Below are 18440 nucleotides of genomic sequence, written 5' to 3' on the forward strand. Positions count from 1 at the left end.
GGTGAGGTTCGGACTCCAGGCGACCACGTCCATCCCGAACGCCGCCCCCACCTTCGCGACCCGGCTGCCAATCTTTCCCAGCCCCAATAGCCCCAGCCGCTTGCCGTGGAGATCCACCCCCACGGAGCCCTGCCAGGGGCCAGCCTGACGGAACGCACCGTTCTCTCCCACGATGTTCCGAGCAAGCGCCAGGATCAGCGCCCAGGTCAGTTCCACGGGAGGCTCGGTCGCGCTCGCCGTCCCGCACACCGTCACACCGTGCGCAGCAGCAGCGGACAAGTCGATCGCCGCGTTCCGCATCCCCGTCGTCACCAACAAGCGCAACCGTGGCAACCGGGCGAAGAGCGCGGCCGGGAAGGGCGTGCGCTCCCGCATGACCACGATGATATCGAAGGAAGCCAGCGCGGCGACCCGTTCCTCCTCCCGGGAGAAGTGGTCGCGGAACACCGTCACCTCGACCTGCCCGCTCAACGAAGACCAGTCCGCGATCTTCGTCGAAACTCCCTGATAGTCATCCAGGACGGCGCAGCGCAGCTTCTCCATGGCGGCTCCAAAGCGAAAGACCCCGCTGCCAAGGGCAGACAGGGTCTTCGCTCTTCAGGATACCGCCAAGCCCGTCGTCAATGCACCGCCGCCTTGCGGCGACGCAGCCGGCGCACCTTCTCCACCAGCTCATCCGTCAGCACGCTCTTCACCGCGTTGCGCGCCTTCCGGGCCAGCTCCTCGGTCTGGGTGAACCACGCACCGCCCATGCCCGCGCCGTGCACGCGCAGCGACACCGTCTGACGTTGCTTCGTCACCCAATCCGCCTTGTAGGACTCCGTGCCTCGCAGGAAGTCGTACTCCGTCATCCCCATGTCGATGGCGTCCTTGAACGTCTCGCCCACCAACACCAGACCCACGCTGCGGTTGCGCCACGCCGGGTCATAGCCGGACTGGAAGTACACGAACGACTTCTCATGCAGGATGCCGTACACCGACGCCACGGCCTGGCCGCCCACCTTCATCGTGTACATCCGCAGCCGGCCCCGCTCCGCCAGCAATTGCGTCGCATCCCGGTGGAACGCCTCCACCCCGGCGCCCTTGATGCCCTGCGACCCTCCATCCGAGGACCAGCGCAGCGCATGCAACCGGAAAAAGTCTGTCATCGGCCCCGCCAGGTCACCCGGTGCGTCCGTGCGCTCGATGCGGTAGCCGTCCTGCTTCTCCAACCACTTGCGCCGACGCAGGTAGTTGTCCCGGCGCCCCGTGCGCTTCAGGAACGCGTCGAACGGCTCGCCTGGCACCAACGTCTCGTAGGGGCAGACATACCGGTCCGTCTTGCGCACGTTCGTGTCGCCAAACACCTCGCGCGCCACGCCCAGCGTCACCGAACCCTCGCGCAGGTCCGTCAAATCCAACACATCCCATTCGTCGCGCAGCCCCTGGAGCACCTGGAAGAACGCGCGCGCCACCTCCGCCTCCCGGCCCTTGCGCGCCACCACGTCCAGGTAGTCGCTGCCCACGTGCGTCTCACCCAGGAAGCCCAGGCGCCGCACGCGCACGCCGTTCACCCAGCGGTGCTCCAATCCCAGCGGCAGCAGGCCCACCAGCGTGCCCAGCCTGTCGCGGGCCGTCAGCACCAGCGGCCGCACGTCCGGCGAGATGCGCCGACACCACGGATACAGCCATTCCCAGGCGTTGAAGGGACCGGCGGTGCTCGCGTCCAACAGCGCGTTCCACTCCGCCCGCATCCCCGACAACTGCGAAGCACTGCCCACCGCCGCCACGTCCAGCTTCGGCGCGACCTGCGGCCCTGACGTCAACTCGTCTTCGCGGATCACCGCGTCACCCTGATGCCTTTCACGATGCACCGCCACCTGGCTCCCGTCAGTCATTGCAACCCGGGAGCCAGCCACCCATCCCCACTCATCCCGTGCGCTTGCTCGGGCGGCGCTCCGCCTTCAGCGCGTCCCGCACCGCCTCGGCCACCTCCGCCATCACCTCCGGCGACAGGTCCTGGTGGCAGGGAATCTCCAGGATCGTCCGCCGGAGCTGCGCGACCTCCGGGAACTCCGAAGGGTCGCAAGCCGGATGGAAGCGCTTCCAGAAGTCGATGGCGTCGATGCCCCGCTCGCGCAGCCGCGCCAGCAACGCTTCCTTGTCCTGCACCACCATCGGGTAGAACAGCGGACACACACCCGGCGGAAGCTGGTTGAAGAGCGGCGGCGACACATCCCGCAGCCGGCCCAAGAGGAAGAAGTAGTTGCGGCGGCGCGCCTCGACGATGGCCTCCAGGTCCTGCGACAGGGCGATCCGCTTCGTCAGCGGGCTCATGCCCAGGTCCACGTGCCTGCGGTCGAAGTGCTGCGTGCCCGTGGCCACGCGCTCGATGCTCGCGGCCTTCACCGTGCCATGGCCCACCGAACGCACCAGGCCTCGCAGGCCCCGGCCCACCGCCCCACCGCGCAGCTCCAGGTTCTGCAGGAGCGCGGACACGGTGTGGCTGAAGGTGGACGCCAGGGGCGGCGCCGGAGGCTCCGGCAGGCTGTACTGCCGCGGCCCGTTGACGACCAGGGCGCCCCCATTGGGCACCGGCAGCGTCTTGTAGAGACAGAAGATGCCCACGTCCCCCGTGGTGCCCAGCGGCGTCGCGCCATCCGACGACAGCAGCGACAGCGCGCAGTCCTCGAGGAGCGGGATGGCGTGCTCGTCCGCCAGCTTGCGCATGGCGTCCACCGGCCCCGGGAAGCCCGCGTAGTGGATGAGGTAGAGCGCCCTCGTCTTCGGCCCGATGCGCTTCGCCACGTCCTCCAGGTCCACGTCCCAGCGGGCGCCCACGCGGTAGAAGCGCGGCGTCGCGCCCGCGTCCACCACCGCCTCCACCTCCACGCCGTGGTGGTAGGAGGGCATCAGCACCTCGCCGCCATCCAGGCGCAGCATCTTCATCGTCAGCCAGACGGCGTTGCGCGCGAAGTAGAAGTAGCGCGCGCTCGGCGAGGAGAACGGAGGCAGCGAACCGGGGCGGGCCCCGGCCAGCAGCATTCCCGGCCACAGCGTGGGCAGGGACGGAACGAACAGCTTGCTGTCGGACTTCTTCACCGCTTCCATCGCGCCACCGCCTCTTTCGCCGCCGGTACCCACCGGAACTTCGTCGCGCACAGGGCCCGACCGAAGGTGGTGTCATTGAACACGTAGAGCCAGGTGTGCTTGCGGACCTGATTCGTCCAGTCGCGCTTCCACACCATGTCCGGCCCCAGGAAATCGAACTCGGTCAGCCCCCGGTCCAGGCAGGCCCCCAGCACCTCTTCGGTCAACAACTGACCGGGGCTGCACTCCTTGAGACTCTCGTCGTAGCCAGGCTTCAGGAGGAAGTAGCGCTTGCCGTATTCCAGGCCGTACTGGAACGCGACCGCGCGCCCGTCCAGACGCAGGAAGTACAGCGCCAGCCGCCCGCGGTAGGCCGAGTCGCGCGCCAGCTCCGTGTAGAAGCCCCGCGTCTTCCCGTCCTGCGCCATGGCCGTGCCGTTCTGCCCCTTCCAACCGCTCTGCTCCAGCAGCAGCCCCTCCTCCAGCGAGCCCTCCAGGTCCAGACCGCCGGACACGCACTCGAAGGTGACCTTCCCCTTCTCCTCCAGCTTGCGGCGACGCCGACGGCAGTTCGCCTTGAACTTGGATGGCAGCGACGCGAAGTACGCGTCCTTCGTCGCGGGCAGCGGCACATAGGGAGACTGCAACGACTCCCACTCGCCCACCGGCATGCCGCGGCGCTTCGCCTCGGCCAGCAGACGGAAGCCCACCCCGCCGTCCGGCACATCCGTCAGCCGCAGCACGTCCCAGCCACCCGTCTGCTTCAGGTGCGTGAGGAACGCGTCCGCCGCCACTTCCGCATCCCTGGCCAGCAGGTCGAAACGACAGGAGTGCGCGTTGGCGGCGGAGGTGAGCTGCCGCACCGGCACGCCGTACATCGACGTGCGCTCCTCCACCAGCGGCAGCGCGGCGGTCAGTTCGCCGTCCGGGCCTCGCAGCAGGAGCACCCGCATGCGACCGCCGGCGGCGAAGTTGTCCAACCACAGACGCAGGAACTCATGCCGGTAGAACAGCTCGTTGGAGGTGCTCTCCACGAGCTGGTTCCACTCGGCGTCCAGGGACATGAAGGCCGCCCGGTCGTTGACTTCCACGACGTGCGGGTCGGCACGAAGGTTTCTGGCTTCCATAGGAGCGGGCCCCAAGGTGGTGATGGGTGCGGCGGCCTACAAGCCGCTGCGCGCCATCTTCAGCAGGCAGGCGGCGACCTTGCGGCTGTCGTGTCGGATCTTGGACCCATCCTTGAGCAGGTCGGCCTGCACCGGGATGACGCCCGACGACAACAGCTCCCGCGTCTCCGCCGTCACCACGAACGAGCCCTTGCGCGCATAGCGCTGGATGGACTCCTCCGTCGGCTGCCGGCCATTGACGAGCACCGCGTCCAGCACCGGCCCGACGTGCTCGATGACCGCCTGCACGTGGTCCAGGCAGTTCATGCCGTCCGTCTCGCCCGGCTGGGTCATCAGGTTGGCCACCATGACCTTCAGCGCGCGCGTCTCCTTCAGCGCCTGGGCCACGCCGTCCACCAGCAGGTTGGGCAGCACGCTCGAGTACAGCGAGCCCGGCCCGATGGCGATGAGGTCCGCCGAATAGATGGCCTCCAGGAGGCCGTCCACCGGGGGCGGCGAGCGCGGGCTCAGCGACACGCGACGCACGCGACCGTGGGCACGGCAGATGTTGCGCTCGCCCACGACCTCCGTGTCGTCATGCATCTGCGCCACGAGCTGCACCGACGCCAGCGTGCTGGGCAACACCTGGCCCTGCGCGCCCAACAGCTCCCCGGACAGCCGCACGGCCTCCAGGAAGTCACCCTTCAGCTCCGCCAGCGCGGCGATGAGCAGGTTGCCCACCGCGTGGCCCGCGAGGCCCTTCGCGCCGCCGAAGCGGTACTGGAAGACATCCTTCAGGGCGCTCTTGCCACCCGCGAGCGCCACCAGGCAGTTGCGGATGTCGCCCGGGGGCAGCGCGCCGTGCAGGCGGCGCAGGCGGCCGGAGCTGCCGCCGTCGTCGCTCATCGCCACGACCGCGGTGATGTCCACGCCAGGCGAGCCCGGCTTGGGCGTCGCGCGGCGGGCAAGCCCACGCAGCACCATGGGAAGGCCCGTGCCACCGCCCATCGCGACGATGCGCGTGGGGCGGGTCTTCGGGGCCTGCAACAATTCATTGCGCTCGGCGTTCTGCTGCTTGCGCGCGTCGTCCTGGCTCCACTCCGCGAACGGCGCATCCACATCCATGCCCACCATGTTCCGACCCCCTCGCCCATCCCAATCCATGGCTGCTCACCCTTGACATCCCGGCCTCCCCCGACAACCGGAGGCCGCGGAACGTGACGACTGCGAACTACCGAGCACCCCGCCCCAACAACACGTGCCGGACGGTGTGGAAGATAATGCCGACATCCAGAAACAACGACCCGTTCTTCACATAATACAAATCGAACTCGAGCTTGTTGCGCGCGTCCTCCACCGAGGCCCCATAGGGGTAGCGGATCTGCGCCCAACCCGTGATGCCCGGCTTCGTCGCCTCACGCACGCCATAGAACGGAATCTGCTGCTTGAGCTGTTCGGTGAACACCGGACGCTCGGGACGCGGGCCCACGAAGCTCATGTGGCCCATGAGCACGTTGAACACCTGGGGAATCTCATCGATGCGCGTCTTGCGGATGAACTTGCCCACCCGCGTGACGCGGTCATCGTTGGAGCGCGCCCACACCGCGCCGTCCTTCTCCGCGTCGGTGCGCATGCTGCGGAACTTCCACAAGGGGTAGGAGCGGCCACCCAATCCCACGCGGTCCTGCCGGTAGAAGATGGGGCCCTTGGAGTCCAGTTTGATGGCCAGCGTCACCAGCACCAGGAAGGGCGACGCCAGGAGCAGCAGGAGCGACGCCACCGCCAGGTCGAACGCGCGCTTGAAGGCCCGGCGCAGGGGCGACACCGTCATCTCATCCGCGAAGGCGAAGTCGCTCGCCCGGAGGAACTGCACCGGGATGCGGCGCAGCACGCGCTCGCAGAAGCCAGACGCTTCGTACACCCGCCGCCCGTCCAGCCGGCAGCGCAACAGCGCGTCCACCCAGTTGGCGCCGCGCATGTCATCCGCAGCCTGCACCACATAGGAGGCATTGAGCCGCGCCGCCATCGCATCCAGCGGCTCGTCCACCTTGCGCGGGTCCACCAGGGCCACCACGCGGAAGGAACCCTCGCCGCCGGCCTCGATGGCGCTCGCCACCGCGCGGGCCTTGAGGCCATCCCCGATGATGAGGACCGCGTCGGGCTCACCCACCAGGGCGCGGATGGAGACGCGCACCGCCAGCGTGCCGGCCAGGGCGCCCATCGCGCCGCCCAAGAGCGTGCCGGGAGGCAGGGACACCGGAAGGGCCAGCGGCAGCAGCAGCATCACCCCGCCCGCCACCATCGCGGTGACGCCCGCGGCCTTGAGGAAGCGGTAGCCGCGCGTCCGGTCTTCCGCGGCGACCCGAAGGTCATAGAGGTCCAACAGGTACAGCGTGAACTGGAAGGTGACGACGAAGGCCAGGCCCAATCCCACCAGCGTCGGCCACAGCGTGGCGAGCGGCGGCCAGGTACCCGGAGGCGCGAAGAGGGCCGCGCAGGCCGCGGCACCCGCGACACAGGCCAGCGCGATCGCCGTGCTCTCGGCGAGGAAGAACGTCAGCTTCTTGGCAGAAAAATAGTGGTGAAAAACGCGAAGCACGTGACTCCTCCAACCCCGACCCGCCCACTCCACTCCAGGCCCCGCCCCCCTCCGCATAGGAGGGGGACGGAAGGCCAGACAGACTGCACTCACCTGCACGTCGTGCTGCTTGGGCTGCTACTTCTTCACGTAGTTCTTCAGGTACGGGGTCGCGTTCACTTCCGCCCCGTTGAGCACGCAGCCCACCAGCGCCGCGCCCGCCAACTGCTCCACCGCCTGGTTCACCACCTTGGAGGGGGTGACGTTGGCGCGGATGACCATCAGCACGCCGTCCATCTGGTGGCCGAGGATGGCCGCGTCCGCGAAGGGCAGCGTGGGAGGCAGGTCCACGTACACCTCGTCGAAGCCCTCGCGCACCGCCTTGAGGAACTGCTTCATCCGGGCGCTCGCCAGCACCTGGGTGCTCTCCTCCGGCGTGGCGCCGGCGGGGATGACCGCCAGCCGCGTGGCGTTGAAGCGGCGCACCACGTCGCGCACATCGCACTCACCGGCCAGCAGCTCCGCCAGACCCTGCTTGTTGCGCATGCCCAGCGTGGGGGCCACCTGGCCCCGGCGCAGGTCCGCGTCCACCAGCAGGATGCGGCGCTCCGGGTTCGCCCGGGCGGCGGCCAGCGCCAGGTTGACGCTCGTCACCGTCTTGCCCTCGCCCGGCATGGCCGAGGTGAGCGCCACCACCTTCATCGGGCGCTGCTCCCGCATCCGCTCCAGCCGGTAGTACAGCGTCCGGTACTGCTCGGCGGCCGCGGAGGCCGGGGCCGTCAGCGTCACCACCCGACGGTCCACCGCGTTCGAGGAAGTCGCGCTCTCATCCACACGCGGGAGGAAGTTTCCGGCCCGCTCCATCGTCGAATCCATCTGAGTGCTCCAATCTTTTCCGTAGGGGGTCGGCAATTAATTCAGCGAAGTCGGCGAGGAGACGCTGTTCTTGCTCCCAGCCATGGGCATCAACACCCGCTTCTCCGTCTTCCCTTGCATGTTCGGGACCACCGCCAGGACAGGCAGCGTGATGCGCTCGCGGACCTCGGTGCCGTCGCGCAGGCTGTCGTCGCGCATCTCCAGCACGGTGCCGGTGAGGACACCCAGCGACAGGGCCAGGAGGGCCGCGATGAGCAGGCCGCTCAGGCGGTCCGGGCGGGCCGGAGCGGAAGGCACCCCGGCGGGCGAGATGACGTTGAACAGGCTCTGGGCACTCTTGGCCTCCAGCTCCTGGGCGATCTCCGCCTCCACCTTGCGGCTCACCACGCTCTGGTACTTGGTGCGGGCGATTTCGTAGTCCCGGTTCATCACCGCCAGCTCATGCGCCCAGCGGGGGGTGTTGTTCAGCCGCGCCTGGTAGGCCTCGGCCTGCTTCTGCAGGTCCACGATGTCCTTCTGGATGCTGCCCACCAGCGTGGTGACGCGGGCCCGCTCGTTGCGCTCGGCGAACATCCGGCCTTCGGCGTCCTTGCGCTGCTCGGACACGTTGCCCAGCTCGCGCTCCATCCGCTTCACTTCCGGGTGGTCCTCGGTCCACTGCGTCTTGGCCTGGGTGAGCGTCCGGGACAGCCCGCTCTGCGCGGCCTCCAGGCGCCCCGCCTCGCTGTCCGCGGCGTTGCGGGCCCGGGCCAGGTCGGAGCGACGGGCCTCGGCGGCGCGCAGCTCCTCGGACTTGGTCTGCAGTTGGGCGCTGATGCGCTCCAGGCCGCGCATGTTCATCTCCATCTGCTCGGGAAGCTCGCCCAGGTGGTCCACCTTGAAGCGGCTGATGTTCGCCTCCCACGCGGAGACCGCCTTGCCCATGTTCACCATCTCCTCCGTGAAGAGGTTGGTGGCGCGGGCCGCCTGCGCCTGGCGGATCTTCAGCGTCTCCTCGGAGAAGATGGCCGGCAGGCGGTTGGTCACCTGCGCGACGACCTGCGGGTCGCGGCCCGCGTACGTCAGTTCGAAGGCCGTCTCACCTTCGACGCGCACCGTGAGGTCCTTGCGCATCTGCTCCACCGCCGCCTCGATGCCCTTCTCGGAGACCAGCTCCGGGTAGAGGTTCATCTCCTCGATGGCCTTCTGGAGCACCGGCCGGGCCAGGAGCTCCTGGCGGACCGTCACCAGCCGCTGCTCGATGAGCTCGCTCACCGTGCGCTGCACCATCTCCTCACCGGGGCGCTGCGGTTCCACGCGCACCACCACCGACGCTTCATAAATGCTAGGCCGCGTCATCACGATCGCCGCGCCCACCACGAAAATTGCAGCAGCGATCGCCCCCACCAGGGCCTTGCGACGCCACAGCGCCGAAAGCATCTGGTCCGCCGTCATCCCACGCTCCATGATCCGCTCCTCCATGCCTCGCACTCGCATGCTCCCTACCAAGGTGTCATGACCAGACGGAGAGCAAACACATTGCGTGTCAGATCCCCTGCCCCGGCGATGTCCGCCGCGCCCACTTGCGCGATGCGATCCACCGCCCCCTGCAACGCGAGCTTCCGGTTCATCCGGTACTCGACGCCGCCTCCCACTGCATAGCCCTGCGACACGTTCGTGGTGTTGCGCCACTCCGTGTAGTTGAAATTCGGCGCGGTGCCGTTGCGGAAGAAGCTGGCCGCCCCAAAGGCAGACAACTTCGCCGTGAACCGGTGCGCCGCCATCAGTGATGCGTAATCCGCCCAGACCGCGCCGGAGAACCCGCTGGCACCCACCAGATCGTGTCCCATGGCGAAGCCGACGTCTGAACGCTCTCCTTCACGAACCAGCTCCAGCGCCACGCGGGGCAGCCAGCCCCCGCGGGATGAATCCGCCGGCATGTAGCGCACCGGCCCGCCCCGGAGGGTGAGCGTGGTGGGCCGCGTCAGCCGGTAGCGCAGGGCCGCCGAAGCGCCGTGCGCCTGGCTGTAGTCCCCCGCGTAGAGGAAGCCCTGATAACGATATTCAGCGCCCAACGACAACCGGCGCGTGGAGCGGTACCACAACTCCACCGACGGGGTGTGCGCGTAACCGGCCTCGCGTCCCGGTTCGATGATGCGCGTGGCTTCGAACGAATAGTTGCCGCGCACATCCATGCGGTCCGTCACCCGCCCCGTCAACCCCACCTTCGACTGCGCATAGAAGGTGGGAGAGGTGGAGCGCGCCAGACCGTCACGCGGCAGCGAGGTGGGGTCGGTGACCCGGAACACCCTGGCGCTCGCGTCCAATCGCAGCCGGCGCGACAGCACGTCGCGCAGGCCGAACCCGCCCCGGTGATCCAACGTCGTCTTGCCAGAGCCGTGTCGGGCGAGCAGGTCCGCGGCGTAGAACGTATCCAGGGTGAGCTGCTCGTTCTTCACATCCAGGCCCAGCCGGGGCGACAGCTTCGTCATGAACTGCCCGCCGGTGGCCCCTGCTCCGCCGCCCAGGCGCAGGTCGTTGTCGAAGCGCTCCTCCGCCGTCAGGCGCAGTCGCGGCTCCAGGATGGTGGCTGCCTGAGCAGCCGGTCCAGCGATGAGACAGCCTGCAATCACTGCCCGCTTCCAGTTGCCCCTCACCGCCGCCCTCCCATCCTTACCCACGCCCGCGCCCTTGTTCATATCTTCCGGATGTCTGTGTTTTAAGTTGCGTCCGTCATGCTTCACGGGACGACGACGGTGTCACCGGGACGCAGGATGACGTTCTCGCCGTCAGGGGAGACCAGGTCGCTGTAGCGAACCGGGATCTGCCCGCCCTTGCCGTCCGTGCGGATGACGACGATGCCGTCGGAGTTGGCGAAGTCGGTGAAGCCGCCCGCCAGCGCGATGGCCTGGAGCAGCGACACGCGACCGCGCAGCGGGTAGGCGCCCGGGTGGGCCACTTCGCCCGTCACGAACACGCGGGTGCTGTTGACCTCGCGGACGATGACCGTCACGCGGGGCTCCTGCACATACGGCTGCAGCCCCGTCTTGAGTGCCTCCGCCAGCTCCGTGGGCGTCATGCCCGCGGCCTGGATCTCCCCCACCATGGGGACGGAGATGTAACCGTCGGGCCGCACCGGCACCGTGCGCGACAGCTCCGCGTCACGCCACACGCTGACGTCCAGGACGTCCTCGCGGCCGATGCGGTACGGCTGATCCGCGTTGTCCACCTTCAGCGTCTGCTGGTGAGCACATCCCGACAGGAGGAGCATCCCCAACCCCACCCAGAACCCCGTGCGCCGCATTCCCATCTTCCGCTCTCCTTCGTTCACTGATGTCTGGCGAGTGCCGCCGTCCACCGGCCCTGCGGGCCGAGCAGCACGCTTCTGGCGGTGTCCCTTAGCAGCGCGTGTGCCAGCGGCTTGTAAGAGGGAAAACCCTTGGACTTCGGTGGGTTACGGCGTGCCACATCAGGCGCACATGGGGGGAATCGGGAAAAATTCCGGTCGTACCCCGGTGTTCTCCCCTGTGCTTTCTGCCGATCGCTTCCGTGCGGTGGAAGAGGTTTGCCCAATCCAGTCCCTCCCCGTTCCACGCGCTCCAGCACATGTGAGGAGCCCTCCTGTGCGAGCACTTCGGCACGGGTCTTGAAGAGGGACTGCCCGTCGGACGCATCGGTAGGGTTTCAGGGCGTCACAACCGTCACACGGGGGACAACGGAATGGGCAAGGCTGCTGGGGCGATGGGGTTGGTCTTCATGGTGGGTACCAGCGTGGTGGGCCTGATGGGCGCGGCGATGGGCAGCAGCATCGAAGCCGGCGTCCTGGGAATGGTGGGCCTGGCCCTGTATGGGGGCAGCGCGCTGCTCAACGGCAAGGCGGCGGAGCCGGCCGGCGTCGCGAAGCAGGCGTAGGCAGGTGGCCTGATAAAGGCTGAAGGACTGTAGGAATCACGGGGCCTCGGGCCTGGACGCGATGGGAAGCAACGCTTCCCGCGCTCCGACCCGGCGGCCCCGTTTCATTTGCGCGAGCGCGCAAGCCATGAAGCGCGCGAACGCCGAAGCTCGCAAGCTCGGAGGCTTTCCCCTGGAGGCACGCCATGAGCGCGCCCGGCGGAGGAGAAACTTCAGGGCTGCTGCCGCTCCGCTTCCGACACGTGCACGGGCTCCGCTTCCGCGATGAGCCGCGACTCCACCGTGACGGTCGGCATGGGCGGCACGTCGGACTCCGGCAGGGGCCTCTGTGTTTCAGGCGTTTCGGCTTCCTGTCGGCGCAGGCGCGCGGCGCGACTCCACAGGGCGATGCCGGCCCAGGCGGAGAGGAGCGCCGCGGGCACGGCCACCACCTGCGGCCACCACAGCGCCACGCCCGCGAGCGCCAGGGGCACCACGCCCGCGCCAAAGACGAGCTTCGACTCCGTGCGCCCCAGCTCGCGGTGGTTGGTGACGGCGGCGCCCACCGTGTTGCCCAGGCGCACCGCGCCCGCGGCCGCGCGGCTCATGCTGCCCCGCCGTCCGGGCGCGCCCCGCTGGGAGCGCGGAAGCGGGCGCGGGTGCGGGTTCATGGACATCAGGCGCCGGTCCCTTCCGCTGAGCACGACCTCCGTCGCGTGCTCCAGGTCCTGCTGGTACATGGCCTCCATCTGCTGGGCGAAGTGGATGTCCTCCACCGCCACGTCGATTTCGGAGTTGCCCAGCCAGCTCGCGGGGTTGAGGTTGGAGGAGCCCACGCGGGCCCACAGCCCATCCGCCACCGCCGTCTTGGCGTGGAGCATGGTGCCGTTCCACTCATAGACGCGGATGCCCGCCTCCAGCAGGGGGCGGTAGCCGGACTGGGTGAGAGGGCGCAGCAGGGGGATGTCGCTGCTGCCGGGCACCAGCAGCCGCACGTCCACGCCGTCGCGCGAAGCGGCCCGGAGCGCCTGCACATAGGCGGCGGTGCCCACGAAGTACGCGTCCGTGAGCCACAATCGCTTGCGCGCGAGCGACGCGATGAGCTGGTCCACGCGGAACAGGCCCGCGCTCCAGGGCACGCCGGCCACCACGCGCAGGGCCACGTCCCCCATCGGCTCGGGCGCGCGGGCGGAAAGACAGGCGTCCTCGTCCAGGGGAGTGCCCACGGTGGCCCAGCCCTGGGCGAAGGCGCGCACGAGGTCCGCCACGGCCGGGCCGCGAATCGCGAGGCCGGTGTCGCGCCACGGGGCCACGTGCTTCTCCGGGTCCCCCACCCACTTGTGGCTCACGCACAGGCCGGAGACGAAGCCCACCTCACCGTCCACGGTGAGCGTCTTGCGGTGGTTGCGGCCCAGCCAGGCCAGGGGCCGGTCGAACTGGAAGGGATTGAAGCAGCGCACCTCCACGCCCGCCTCGCGCAGCCGGCGCCAGAAGCGGCTGGACGCGGTGCCCTGGCAGCCCAGCCAGTCATAGAGCACGCAGACGCGCACGCCGTCGCGGGCCCGGGCCTCCAGCGCGTCCGCGAAGGAGCGGCCCACGTCGTCGTCCTCGATGATGTAGTTCTCGAAGAGGACGGAGCGGCGGGCCAGGTGGATGGCGCTCAGCCACGCGGGGTAGTTCTCCCGCGCGTCGCGCAGCAGGTGCACGTCGTTGCCCGGCACGAGCGGCGCGCCCGCGGCCCGGGAGAAGACCTGCTCCGCCAGCCCGCGCTGGGGTCCGCTGATGCCCGTCGATTTCACGATGGCCACGCCGTTCCTCCTCGGGCCGGAACATCCGGGTGCCCGCGCCCGTCCACGTTCCGCATCGCCGGGGCGGCCCCCTCTCTATAGGAGAAGCGCCCACGAAGGTCCTGGGTGAGGTGCGGTTCCTTCCAGGCCGTCGCAAGGGACCTGGGAGCGGGCTCGCGCTCACATGCGTGGCGACAGCCAGGGCCTGCCCCTCCTGTCGGCCTGCGGGCAGCCTGGGGAGCGTACGGAGCACAGGGGCCCTGCGGCAACGGTCGCGCGCTGCGCACGCCGAGCCACCGGGCTCCTCCCGCCCGGGAGCACGGACGCTGCAAGGCACGAACGCCGATGCTCAACCTACCTTCGAGCGAGATGCGCCGCGCGCCCGAAAGCGAAGCCCCGACGGACCGGGGGACGATGCCGGGCCAGCCCCTGCTTCCTACCCTTCCCCCCTCGCCTCCGCCACGGGGCCGCCCCTCTTGGGATGTCCGGCGGACGCATGGGCCATGGATTGGAGAACGCAGGATGGGGATCACTCCCGCATCACTTTCATTGGGCGCACAGCCGTTGGACAAGGGGCGCACCCGCTTCCGTGTCTGGGCACCGCGCCGTCACACCGTGGAGGTGTTGCTGTCCGAGCCCCAGGGCATCCGCGCGCTGCCGCTCCAGGAGGAGTCGCACGGCTACTTCGCGGGCACCCACGCGGTCGCCGTGGGCACCCGCTACAAGTACCGCCTGGACGGAGGGGACGCGTTTCCTGATCCCTGTTCACGCTTCCAGCCGGAAGGGCCGCACGGCCCTTCGCAGGTGGTGGACCCCAGCCGCTTCGCCTGGACGGACGCCGGCTGGAAGGGCATCGAGGCGCACGGCCAGGTGCTGTACGAGCTGCACGTGGGGACCTTCACCCCAGAGGGCACCTATTCGGGCGTCGCCTCGAAGCTGGCCCTCTTGAAGGACGTGGGCGTCACCACCGTGGAGCTGATGCCGCTCAACACGTTCCCGGGTCATCACAACTGGGGTTACGACGGCGTGTCGCTGTTCGCCCCCTGCGCCGTGTATGGCGATCCGGACGACCTGCGGCGGCTGGTGGACGAAGCGCACCGCATGGGGCTCGGCGTCATCCTGGACGTCGTCTACAACCACCTGGGGCCGGACGGGAACTACCTGGCGCAGTACTCGAAGGGCTACTTCAATTCGAAGTATCCGAACGATTGGGGAGACCCCACGAACTTCGACGACGGCAAGGACGCGGGAGCGTCGCGCGACTTCTTCCTCCAGAACGCGGCCCATTGGATTGCCGAGTACCACCTGGACGGCCTGCGCCTGGACGCCACGCAGAGCCTCTACGACGCCTCGCCCCGGAACATCGTCGGCGAGCTTGTCTCGCGTTCCCGGGAGGCGGCGGGAGGGCGGCGCATCCTCCTCATCGCGGAGAACGAACCCCAGGACGTGAACATCGTCACGCCCCCGGAGGCGCGGGGCCAGGGCGCGGACGGGCTCTGGGTGGATGACTTCCACCACTCCGCGCGGGTGGCGATGACGGGCCACCCGGAGGCGTACCTCTCCGACTACCAGGGCACCGCGCAGGAGCTGCTGTCGTGCGCGCTGCGCAACTCGCTGTACCAGGGCCAGTACTACCGCTGGCACAAGAAGAAGCGCGGCTCACCCCTGGGCCGGGTGCCGGCGGAGCGCGTCGTCTTCTACCTGCAGAACCATGATCAGCTCGCCAACACGCTGCGCGGCGACCGGCTCCAACTTCTGGCGGGGCTGCCCCGGATGCGCGCGCTCACCACCTTCTTCCTGCTGTTGCCGCAGACGCCCATGCTCTTCATGGGGCAGGAGTTCTTCGCCTCCACGCCGTTCCACTACTTCGTGGACCACGACGACAAGCTCCAGCCGCTGGTGCAGAAGGGCCGGGATGACTTCCTCGCGCAGTTCGCCAGCGCGCGGCAGGCGATGGAGGAGGACGATTTCCACCTGCCCATCGGAGAGGAGGCCTTCGGCCGCTCCAAGCTGGACTGGAGCGAACACGCCCGGAACACCGAGGCGTTGGCGTTGCACCGGGACCTGTTGCGCCTGCGCCGGGAGGATCCGGTGTTCGCCGCGCAGGACCTCACGCGCGTGGCGGGAGCCGTCCTGGGGCCGCGGGCGCTGGTGCTGCGCTATTCGGGCAGCGAGCAGGAAGGCGATCGGCTGATCCTCCTCAACCTGGGCACGGGACTGGATTCGGAGCCGTGTCCGGAACCACTGCTCGCCCCACCTTCGGGAAGGCGCTGGCGGAAGTTGTTGTCCAGTGACCAGGCCCGCTACGGCGGGATGGGCACGCCACCGATTCCAGAGGATGGACGGTTGCCACTGCCCGGACAGACCGCGCTCGTGTTGACGAGCGAGGAGGAGACCACGGCGTGAATTCATCTGCCCCCGACCTGCCCCGCCTCGCGTTCGATTGGAAGGACGGCGCCGACTTCGGCGTCGGCGTGCACCACGAGTGGCTGATCACCAATGGCCGGGGGGGCTACGCGTCCGGCACGCTGGTGGGGTGCAACACGCGCCGCTACCACGGCCTGTTCATTCCCACGTTGGAGAAGCTGGGTCGCACGGTGCTGATGGCGCGGATGGACGAAGTGGCCTTCGTGGATGGTCAGCGCTACCGGCTGACCTCCGAGGAGCACGCGGACGGCACGGCGCTGGAGGACGGCGCGCGCCACCTGCGGCACTTCCATCTGGAGGGGCTCATCCCCGTCTGGGAGTACGCAGTGGGGAGGACGCGGCTGCGTCGAAGCCTGGTGATGGTGCACGGCGAGGACACGGTGTTCATCGAGTGGCAGCACCTGTCCGGTCCGGAGGCCACCCTGCACCTGCGGCCCTTCCCGGTGCTGCGCCCGCATGATGGGCCGCTGCTCGAGAAGGTGGAGGACGCCATCGTCACGCTGCGAGGGCCGCTGGTGACGTTACGCAACGGCGAGGACGGCCCGTCCATGAGGATGCGGCTGTATTCGGACGGGCCCACGCCGTTCGTGAGCCTGGAAGAGACGTCCAAGCCGCAGCACCTGCGCGTGGAGAAGGCGCGCGGCTATGACTTCACGGAAATGCAGCACTCGCCAGGCTATTTCACCGCCACCCTGAAGCCGGGGAGCACCCTGGCCTTCGGCCTCACCGTGGAGACCGCGGAACATCTGGAGCGGGACCCCGCCGTGGTGTTCGAACGGGAGCTGACGCGGCAGCAGCGCCTGTTGGAGCGCGCTCCAGAGCATGCGCGCTCCGGTGTTCCGGCGCGGCTGGTGCTGGCGGCGGATCAATTCATCATCGATCCGCCGAGGCCCGCGGACGCGGCCTGGGCGCGGTCCATGGGCCTGGATGCTCGAAGCGTCATCGCGGGCTACCCGTGGTTCACCGACTGGGGCCGCGACACGATGATCAGTCTGGACGGGCTGACGCTGGCCACGGGGCGCTACCGCGAGGCGGCGGCCATCCTGCGCACCTTCCAGCACTACGTGAAGGACGGCCTGATTCCGAACTACTTCCCGGACGGGGAGAACGAGGGCGTCTACCACACGGCGGATGCCACGCTCTGGTTCTTCCACGCGGTGGACCGCTACCTGGAGGAGACGGGGGACGAGAACCTCCTGCGCGACCTGTACCCCACGCTGAGCGACATCGTGGCGCATCACCAGAAGGGCACGCGCTTCCACATCGGGGTGGATCCGACGGATGGATTGCTGCGCCAGGGACAGGAGGGCTACCAGCTCACCTGGATGGACGCGAAGGTGGATGGTTGGGTGGTGACGCCGCGCCGGGGCAAGGCGGTGGAGATCAACGCCCTGTGGTTCAACGCCCTCAAGCTGATGGCGGAGTGGGCGGAGCGGCTGGGCCAGGACTCGGCGCCGTACCGGCTCGCCGCGGAGCGGACCCATGGCAGCTTCAACCAGCGCTTCTGGAATGAAGCGGCCGGGTGTCTCTACGACGTGGTGGACGGAGACGCGGCCCGAGAGGACGCGCACGTGCGGCCCAACCAAGTCTTCGCCATCTCGTTGAAGCACCCGGTGCTCAAGCGCGAGCACTGGGCGCGGGTGCTGGACGTGGTGCGCCGTGAGCTGGTGACGCCCGTGGGATTGAGGAGCCTCGCGCCGGGCAGCAAGGACTACAAGCCGAAGTATGACGGCGACCTGCGCACGCGCGACGCGGCCTATCACCAGGGCACGGTGTGGGGCTGGCTCATCGGTCACTACGTGGACGCGACGTTGAAGGTGACGCCAGACCTGAAGGCGGCGCGCGCGCTGCTGGCGGGGATGGAGGACCACCTGTCGCACGGGGGCATCGGTCAGATTTCGGAGATCTTCGACGCGACGGAGCCCTACCACCCGCGAGGCTGCTTCGCCCAGGCCTGGAGCGTGGCGGAGGCGCTGCGCGTGTTCAGCAAGACGAACATCGGGTGAGTCGTGACGGATGACGTCCAGGGGGACTTCGTGGGAGTTTCCCGCCCATGTCCCTTCCGAAGACACACTTCCTGGACTGCACCCTGCGTTCACCGCTGATGCACCTGCCCGTGCGCACCGCGGTCTTCGAGCTGGAGCAGGCGCGGGTGCTGCTCTCACCGGGGTCGAAGCTCACGCCCGGGCAGCTCCAGGAAGCCGGTGCGGTCACCGACATCGTGGCCCCCAGCCTGATGCACACCGGCGGCATGAAGGCCGCCGCGCAGGCGCATCCGAACGCGAAGCTCTGGGGCCCGGTGGGCGCGCGGGAGAAGCATCCCGAGCTGAACTGGCACGGCATCCTCGGAGAGACGCCGTGGCCCTTCGAGAGCGAGCTTGGGCTCGTGCCCATCCCGGGCATGCCGAAGATGAACGAGAGCGCGTTCCTGCACCGTCCCTCGAAGGCGCTCTACCTGACCGACATGGTCTTCAACATCACCGAGCCGAAGGGGCTCGCCGCCTGGATGTTCTTCGGGCTGTTCGGCACCTACAAGCGCTTCGCCGTGAGCCGGCTGTTCCTCCGCTTCGCCAAGGACCGGGCTGCGTTCGACACGGCCATCGCGAAGATCGCCGGGCTCGACTTCGAGCACGTGGTTCCCTCTCACGGAGAGGCGATGCTGAACGAGGGCAAGCCCCGGCTGCTCGCCGCGTTCCGAGAGCGGGGGTTGATCAAATAGGGCGGACA

At 68.8% G+C, this 18440-nt stretch carries 15 protein-coding genes; 4 read left to right on the top strand and 11 right to left on the bottom strand.

What is annotated here, in order from left to right; genetic code table 11:
- The 10 genes from D7V88_RS07635 to D7V88_RS07680 all read right to left on the bottom strand — a co-directional run.
- Window positions 1-543 (bottom strand): NAD(P)-dependent oxidoreductase (locus D7V88_RS07635; protein ID WP_279635999.1); only part of this gene is annotated, 543 nt, incomplete at its 3' end.
- A 77-nt stretch (window positions 544-620) separates the two neighbouring features.
- Window positions 621-1823, bottom strand: coding sequence for a GNAT family N-acetyltransferase (locus D7V88_RS07640; RefSeq protein ID WP_120539944.1), 1203 nt, complete (start codon window positions 1821-1823; stop codon window positions 621-623).
- An 85-nt stretch (window positions 1824-1908) separates the two neighbouring features.
- Window positions 1909-3090, bottom strand: coding sequence for a DegT/DnrJ/EryC1/StrS family aminotransferase (locus D7V88_RS07645; RefSeq protein ID WP_120539945.1), 1182 nt, complete (start codon window positions 3088-3090; stop codon window positions 1909-1911).
- Complete coding sequence (locus tag D7V88_RS07650; protein ID WP_120539946.1) at window positions 3078-4196, bottom strand: GNAT family N-acetyltransferase; 1119 nt, start codon at window positions 4194-4196, stop codon at window positions 3078-3080. Before D7V88_RS07650 ends, D7V88_RS07645 begins: the two co-directional genes overlap by 13 nt.
- 36 nt (window positions 4197-4232) lie before the next feature.
- The gene (locus D7V88_RS07655) at window positions 4233-5309 is read right to left on the bottom strand and encodes a gluconeogenesis factor YvcK family protein (RefSeq protein WP_120539947.1); all 1077 of its coding nucleotides are present in this window, start codon (window positions 5307-5309) and stop codon (window positions 4233-4235) included.
- 97 nt (window positions 5310-5406) lie between these two features.
- The gene (gene exoE / locus D7V88_RS07660) at window positions 5407-6774 is read right to left on the bottom strand and encodes a polyisoprenyl-phosphate hexose-1-phosphate transferase ExoE (RefSeq protein WP_120539948.1); all 1368 of its coding nucleotides are present in this window, start codon (window positions 6772-6774) and stop codon (window positions 5407-5409) included.
- A 117-nt stretch (window positions 6775-6891) separates the two neighbouring features.
- Entirely contained in the window at window positions 6892-7629 is a 738-nt protein-coding gene (locus D7V88_RS07665) for a CpsD/CapB family tyrosine-protein kinase (protein WP_120539949.1), read from the bottom strand.
- Window positions 7630-7665: 36 nt separating this feature from the next.
- Window positions 7666-9075 carry a GumC family protein gene (locus D7V88_RS07670; protein ID WP_120539976.1) on the bottom strand — a complete coding sequence of 470 codons (1410 nt, stop codon included), beginning with the start codon at window positions 9073-9075 and terminating at the stop codon, window positions 7666-7668.
- 35 nt (window positions 9076-9110) lie between these two features.
- A complete protein-coding gene (locus D7V88_RS07675) occupies window positions 9111-10307 on the bottom strand; it encodes a hypothetical protein (protein WP_120539950.1) in 1197 nt (398 codons plus the stop codon).
- Between the two features lie 41 nt (window positions 10308-10348).
- A complete protein-coding gene (locus tag D7V88_RS07680; protein WP_120539951.1) occupies window positions 10349-10918 on the bottom strand; it encodes a polysaccharide biosynthesis/export family protein in 570 nt (189 codons plus the stop codon).
- 431 nt (window positions 10919-11349) lie between these two features.
- Here D7V88_RS07680 and D7V88_RS07685 point away from each other — a divergent pair, with 431 nt between their 5' ends.
- Window positions 11350-11520, top strand: a complete 171-nt coding sequence (locus tag D7V88_RS07685) for a hypothetical protein (protein ID WP_244238044.1) — start codon at window positions 11350-11352, stop codon at window positions 11518-11520.
- A 212-nt stretch (window positions 11521-11732) separates the two neighbouring features.
- Here the strand turns inward: D7V88_RS07685 and D7V88_RS07690 are convergent, their stop codons facing one another.
- Window positions 11733-13307 (bottom strand): phospholipase D-like domain-containing protein, encoded by a 1575-nt coding sequence (locus tag D7V88_RS07690; RefSeq protein WP_120539953.1) that lies wholly within the window; start codon window positions 13305-13307, stop codon window positions 11733-11735.
- A 501-nt stretch (window positions 13308-13808) separates the two neighbouring features.
- On the opposite strand from D7V88_RS07690, the gene treZ reads away from it, so the two are divergent.
- From treZ to D7V88_RS07705, 3 genes are read left to right on the top strand one after another with little or no spacing between them, the layout of a single operon-like run.
- Window positions 13809-15692 (top strand): malto-oligosyltrehalose trehalohydrolase, encoded by a 1884-nt coding sequence (treZ, locus tag D7V88_RS07695; protein WP_120539954.1) that lies wholly within the window; start codon window positions 13809-13811, stop codon window positions 15690-15692.
- Window positions 15689-17719: an amylo-alpha-1,6-glucosidase gene (locus D7V88_RS07700; protein WP_120539955.1), complete on the top strand. Its 2031-nt coding sequence runs from the start codon at window positions 15689-15691 to the stop codon at window positions 17717-17719. The genes treZ and D7V88_RS07700 overlap by 4 nt, the downstream gene beginning before the upstream one ends.
- 47 nt (window positions 17720-17766) lie before the next feature.
- Window positions 17767-18432 carry a DUF4336 domain-containing protein gene (locus D7V88_RS07705; protein WP_120539956.1) on the top strand — a complete coding sequence of 222 codons (666 nt, stop codon included), beginning with the start codon at window positions 17767-17769 and terminating at the stop codon, window positions 18430-18432.
- Window positions 18433-18440 lie beyond the last annotated feature (8 nt).

Source organism: Corallococcus terminator, from assembly GCF_003611635.1.
Classification (GTDB): domain Bacteria; phylum Myxococcota; class Myxococcia; order Myxococcales; family Myxococcaceae; genus Corallococcus; species Corallococcus terminator.